This window comes from Methylobacterium sp. WL103 (assembly GCF_008039885.1).
GTDB lineage: Bacteria > Pseudomonadota > Alphaproteobacteria > Rhizobiales > Beijerinckiaceae > Methylobacterium > Methylobacterium cerastii.
In genome coordinates, this window is record NZ_VRUX01000330.1 from 1 (window position 1) to 4,834 (window position 4,834).

The 4,834-nt window shown below is 70.6% G+C and carries 6 protein-coding genes; 3 read left to right on the forward strand and 3 right to left on the reverse strand.

Annotated elements, in window-relative coordinates:
* Positions 1 to 871 (forward strand): leucyl aminopeptidase family protein (locus FV222_RS17580; RefSeq protein WP_147815285.1); only part of this gene is annotated, 871 nt, incomplete at its 5' end.
* Positions 872 to 991: 120 nt separating this feature from the next.
* Positions 992 to 1,204, forward strand: coding sequence for a DUF4287 domain-containing protein (locus tag FV222_RS17585; protein WP_147815286.1), 213 nt, complete (start codon positions 992 to 994; stop codon positions 1,202 to 1,204).
* A 6-nt stretch (positions 1,205 to 1,210) separates the two neighbouring features.
* Here the strand turns inward: FV222_RS17585 and FV222_RS17590 are convergent, their stop codons facing one another.
* The 3 genes from FV222_RS17590 to FV222_RS17600 all read right to left on the reverse strand — a co-directional run bounded on the left by FV222_RS17590 (position 1,211) and on the right by FV222_RS17600 (position 4,230).
* Positions 1,211 to 2,386: a M20 aminoacylase family protein gene (locus tag FV222_RS17590; RefSeq protein ID WP_187277369.1), complete on the reverse strand. Its 1,176-nt coding sequence runs from the start codon at positions 2,384 to 2,386 to the stop codon at positions 1,211 to 1,213.
* A gap of 190 nt (positions 2,387 to 2,576) precedes the next feature.
* The gene (locus FV222_RS17595) at positions 2,577 to 2,861 is read right to left on the reverse strand and encodes a hypothetical protein (protein WP_147750165.1); all 285 of its coding nucleotides are present in this window, start codon (positions 2,859 to 2,861) and stop codon (positions 2,577 to 2,579) included.
* Between the two features lie 61 nt (positions 2,862 to 2,922).
* Positions 2,923 to 4,230: a capsule biosynthesis protein gene (locus tag FV222_RS17600; RefSeq protein WP_147750164.1), complete on the reverse strand. Its 1,308-nt coding sequence runs from the start codon at positions 4,228 to 4,230 to the stop codon at positions 2,923 to 2,925.
* A gap of 212 nt (positions 4,231 to 4,442) precedes the next feature.
* Between FV222_RS17600 and FV222_RS17605 the strand changes: the two genes are divergently transcribed.
* Complete coding sequence (locus FV222_RS17605; protein ID WP_187277368.1) at positions 4,443 to 4,817, forward strand: (2Fe-2S) ferredoxin domain-containing protein; 375 nt, start codon at positions 4,443 to 4,445, stop codon at positions 4,815 to 4,817.
* The last annotated feature ends 17 nt before the right edge of the window (positions 4,818 to 4,834 follow it).

The following is a 4,834-nucleotide window of genomic DNA, read 5'->3' on the forward strand; positions in this document are numbered from 1 at the left end:
GGCGTTGGCCGGGCGCCATGGCGCTACGGTGGCCGTGATCGCCGGCGCCGAGCTCGAACGCGACTTCCCGCTGGTCCACGCGGTCGGCGCCGCCTCGACCCGCCAGCCCCGGCTCATCGACCTGAGCTGGGGGCCGGAAGACGCACCGCGCGTGACCCTCGTCGGCAAGGGCGTCGCCTTCGACACCGGCGGCCTCGACATCAAGCCGTCGGCCGGCATGCTGCTGATGAAGAAGGACATGGGCGGCGCGGCCGCGGCGCTGGCCGCCGCCGACATGGCGATGGGTGCCGGCTTGCGCCTGCGGTTGCGCCTGCTCATCCCGGCGGTGGAGAACGCGATCTCCGGCGAGGCCTTCCGCCCCGGCGACGTGATCCGCAGCCGCGCAGGGCTCACCGTCGAAATCGGCAACACCGACGCGGAAGGCCGCCTGATCCTCGCCGACGCGCTGGCGCTGGCCGACGCCGAGGCGCCCGACCTGTTGATCGACTTCGCGACGCTCACCGGCGCCGCCCGCACGGCGCTCGGTCCCGACCTGCCGGCCTACTTCACCGAGGACGACGCGCTCGCCGCCGCGTTCGAGGCGGCCGGCCGCACCGCGATCGACCCGGTCTGGCGCCTGCCGCTGCACGCGCCCTATGCGAGCCTCCTCGCCTCGAAGGTCGCCGACCTCAACAACGTCTCGGGCGGCCCCTTCGCCGGGGCGATCACCGCCGCCCTTTTCTTGCGCCGCTTCGCCCCGAACACGAAGCGCCACGTGCACGTCGACCTCTACGGCTGGAACCCATCGACCAAGTCCGGCCGCCCGGAAGGCGGTGAGGTGCAGTCCGCGCGGCTGGTCTACGCGCTGCTGAAGGAGCGCTATCCGGCGTGACGGCGGGCTTGGGCCGAACCCAGGCGACGCGCGGCCGGCATCGTCCCGTCGGACGCCCGGCACCGATGACGATCAGAGATCCTGCGCCGCCGGGCGACGGGACCCGGAGGAGGCCCCGCCATGCCCACTGAACCGATGAAAGGGCCGGCGTCGTACTTCCCATCCATCGAGAAAAAATACGGGCGCCCGGTGAGCGCGTGGCAGCAGATCGTTCGCGATGAGCTTCCGGCCAAGCACATGGATCTGGTCGCGATGCTGAAGAGCGATCACGGCTTGAGTCACGGGCACGCCAACGCGATCGTGGCGTCCGTCCTGGCGGCGGAGAAGACCTGAACGCCCTCATCCCGCCAGCGGCAACCCTGTCTCGATCAGCTGCGCCCAGAGCGAGGCCCCGAGCGGGGCGGCGGCATCGCAGAAGTCGTAACGCGGGTGGTGGAGCGCAGCGCTGTCGCCGTTGCCGAGGAACAGGTAGGCGCCGGGGCGGCGGCCGAGCATGTAGGAGAAGTCTTCCGCCGCCATCATCGGCGCCACGGCGCGGTCGACCCGAGCCTCCCCGACGAGGCCCGCGGCGACGTCGGCCATGAAGGCGGCCTCCGCGGGGTGGTTCTCCGTCACCGGATAGCTCGATCCGAAGTCGACGCCGCCGACGGCGCCGAAGCCGGCCGAGACCTGCTCGACGATGGCCACGATCCGCGCCTTCGTCGCCGCGCGCACCTCGGTGGAGAGCGCACGCATGGTGCCGCGCATCGTCACCGTCTGCGGCAGGACGTTGAAGGCCTCGCCCGCCTCGAGCGCGCAGACCGAGACCACCGCCGATTGCAGCGGGTCGATGTTGCGCGAGACGATCGATTGCAGCGCGATCACCACGTGGCTCGCCACCAGCACGCTGTCGATCGCGTTCTGCGGGAGGGCTGCGTGGCCGCCGCGCCCCTCGATCGTCAGGGTGAAGCGGTCGGTCGAGGCCATGATCGGGCCGGGGCGGATGGCGAACCGCCCGAGCGCGAGACCGGGGATGTTGTGCATGCCGTAGACCGCATCGATGCCGAAGCGCTCCATCAGGCCGTCCTCGACCATCGCCTCGCCGCCGCCGCCGCCCTCCTCCGCCGGCTGGAAGATCAGCACCGCCGTGCCGTCGAAGGCGCGGGTGGCGGCGAGGTACTTGGCGGCGCCGAGCAGCATCGCGGTGTGCCCGTCATGGCCGCAGGCGTGCATCTTGCCCGGCACGGTCGAGCGGTAGGGAAGGTCGCGCACCTCCTGGATCGGCAGGGCGTCCATGTCGGCCCGCAGGCCCAGGGTGCGGATGCGGTTCGCGCCGTTTCCCGTTCCCCGCCCGCGGACCACCCCGACCACGCCGGTCCGGCCGATGCCGGTGACGACCTCGTCGCAGCCGAAGGCTTCGAGCTTGCCCGCCACGAAGGCGGCGGTGCGCGTCACGTCGTAGAGCAGCTCGGGATGGGCGTGCAGGTCGTGCCGCCACGCCGCCATCTCGTCGGCGAAGGCGTCGATCTCCGGCAGGCTGCCGGTGGATCGATGCGCGGCATCGGCCTCCTGGCCGGAGGTGTCGCCAGCGGGCGGAAAGTCGTTGGAGAAGTGGTGCAGCGCCATGGATCGCGAGGCCTTCGGCTCCGGTCGTCGCGGCCGGCTCGTCTCCCCAGCAAACAGGGGGCCAAGGTCCCGGTCAACGGGCGATCCGGGCCGCGCCGCCTCAGCGGCGTCCGGAACCGCCGTCGTTGTGCGCACGCGTCTGCGCCGCGAGCGCCGCGTCGAGCTTCCGCATCGCCTCGAAGCGCGCGATGTCGGCCTCGACGTCGCGGATCGTCTCCTCGATGAGGTGCTGCTGGATCGCGAGCCGCGGATCGTCCGGGCTCATGTCCTCGCGCTGCCGCAGCCGCAGCACCGCCTGCCGCACCACGCCGTAGACCGCCTCGCGCTCGGCCCGGTTCATGGAGGGCTTGATCGCCTGGGCGACGAGATCGGAGAAGTCCGCCATGCGCGTGAGATCGGGTCCGTTGAAGGCGAGGTCGGGTGAGTCGGTCGAGCGGGGCGCCCGCTCAGATCCGCTGGTCCCTGATCCCGCCGACGATGAGCGACACCGAGCTCCACAGAACGACGAAGCAGAAGAACAGCACCGCGAGCTGGTGCCAGCGCTTCGGATAGAGCGAATCCGTCGGGATCATCGGCGGCACGAAGGCGGTGAGGAAGATGTGCTGCTTGCCGGCCGAGACGCGGGCCTTGTCGAGGATCGTGTTCGCCATCTCGTTGAGCTTCTCGGCGATGGTGCGCTCGACCATCAGGCCCTCGTATTCGAGCAGCGCGTTGGTCATGGTCGCGCCGCCCGCGGAGCCGCCGTCGGTGGTGAGCTGGTCCTGCAGCCCTTTCATCTGGCTGTCGATCGCGGCCACCGTGGCGGCGAGCACCTGGATCGAGCGCGACTTCTCGTCGAGGTTCGACCCACGCAGCACCTGGAGGTCGTTCTCGGCCTTCAGCTTGTCCTTGCGCAGGGTCATCATCGTCGTCAGCGTGCTCTCCGCCGACTTGATCGGATCGATGATGCCCCAGTGGTTGCGGTAGCGCTGGATGTCGAGGGTCGCCTTGCGCAGCCGCTCCTCGGACGCGACCGAATCGACCTCGGCCTGCTTGACCATGTCGGCCTGCGCCCGCCGCGAGATCTCGTTGATCAGCACCTCGGAGCGCGCGATCACGTCCTTGGCGATCGCCAGGGCGTCCTCCGGCGTGAAGGCGCGCACCGACAGCTGGATCACGCCCGAGATCGCGTCGATCCGCGCGAGGACGTGCTCCTGCCAGTACTTGGTCAGCTCCTCGATCGGCTGCGGCGCACGGTATCGCGCCCAGAAGTCGGCTTCCTTGCGCGAGAACATCCGCGACACGCCGAGGCTCTTCTCGACGGCGTCGACCATGGCTTGGCTGTTGATGAAGTCCCGGACGATGTAGCTGTCCTGGCTGTTGTGCTTCTGAATCAGGCTGGTGTACTCGCCGAGCGAGACGTTCTCCATCGGCTCGACGTTGCCGCGCACGGCGAACTGCGCCTCGGCGATGTACTGGTCCGACGCGATCGCGAACAGGTAGAACGCGACCACCGCCGTCGGCAGCAGGACGAACAGGCTGAATCGCTGCACCAGCCGGGCGACGTAGCTCTTCGGCTCGGCGTCGGCCGGGCGCAGGCCGGGCAGGCGCGTCCAGGCGAGGCTCTCGCGGGTGCGCTGCACCAGGGAGCGCCGCTCCGGGGCGCGGACCGGCTCGATCGTCTCCGCGCCGCGGCGAAGCTCGGTCACCGAGCGCTGCGCGACCTGCAGCAGGCCGCGGAGTCGATCGCCTTGCCTGACCTCGTCGACGCTCATCCGTTCCGGTTTCCTGCGCTTTGTCCGTTCGGCCGTGCTGTGTCGGGCAGCTTTTCCGAGCCTTCGGGGAAGCCGCTCGCCCACGATCGGAACGATGCCGCAATCCCGTTCTTTTCGGCCCTTTTTAAGGCGTCGGGCCTGCCGTGCCCTGGGCGGGCTTGGGCGAATCCGCGCGGTTGCGCGCCGCGCCGCCTCGTCCTACCCGATAGGCGATGAAACCGGACCCCGCCGACCGCACGCCGCCCCCAACCGTCCGCACCGCGAAGGCGAAGTTTTCGGAGGTCGTCGCCGTCTGCACCAAATGCGCCAAGCGCCAGGGCTTGTCCAAGCGCGCGATCCGCGACCGGGTGAAGGCCGGCCTGAAGCAGGGCGGCTCCGGGGCGAAGCTGCGGGTGGTCGAGACCGGGTGCCTCGGCCCCTGCCCGAAGTGCCTGGTCGCCGTCGCCACCGGAGCCAGCGTCGCGGCCGGACGGATCCTGCTGATCGATCCGACGGCGTCGCCGGACGCGATCGTCGCCCTGCTGCTGCCCCCGCGCGCAAACCTGGGCCAAGACGAGCGCGACGACGCCCGCGACGCGGCCGCGTGAGCGCGCCGGAACCTCTT